1 protein-coding gene and 1 pseudogene are annotated in these 551 nt (G+C 70.6%); both read left to right on the forward strand.

What is annotated here, in order from left to right; translation table 11 throughout:
* Positions 1-130, forward strand: a pseudogene (locus tag CON77_RS13045) (sigma-E factor negative regulatory protein); the annotation flags it as partial.
* Between the two features lie 6 nt (positions 131-136).
* The coding region (locus tag CON77_RS13050; protein ID WP_304442159.1) for a sigma-E factor regulatory protein RseB domain-containing protein at positions 137-551 on the forward strand (415 nt) is incomplete at its 3' end.

The following is a 551-nucleotide window of genomic DNA, read 5'->3' on the forward strand; positions in this document are numbered from 1 at the left end:
CGGGGTCGTGCTGCGCGATCCGCAGTTGGAAGAACTGATGGCCGCGCACCGCCAGTACGGCAGCGTGTCGGCGCTGCAGATGCCCGCGGGCTTTCTGCGCAACGCCACCTACGAGGCGCCGCAGCGCTGATCGGCCATGACGCGTCTGACCTTTGCCCGCTGTGCCCTGGGGGTGTCTGCGCTGACCCTGTTGGCCGCCACGGCCTGGGCCGGGCCCGACGCCCAGCGCCCCGCGCCGGGGGGCGCCGCCGTGGCCCAGGAAAAAACCATCCACGCCTGGCTGGAGCGCCTGCACGAAGCGGCCCGCCGTCGGGCCTACATCGGCACTTTTGTGGTCAGCAGCGGGGCCGAGATGGCGGTGTCCAAGATCTGGCACGTGTGCGATGGCACGCAGCAGTTCGAGCGCATCGAAACCCTGACCGGTGCGCCGCGCACCACCATCCGCCGCAACGACGAGGTCGTCACCTTCGCGCCCGACATCAAGCTGGCCTTGCGTGAGCGACGCGAGGCCTTGCGCCTGTTCCCCGACTTGCTGCGCCAGCCGGGCCAAC

This window comes from Macromonas nakdongensis, from assembly GCF_002837145.1.
GTDB lineage: Bacteria > Pseudomonadota > Gammaproteobacteria > Burkholderiales > Burkholderiaceae_C > Macromonas_B > Macromonas_B nakdongensis.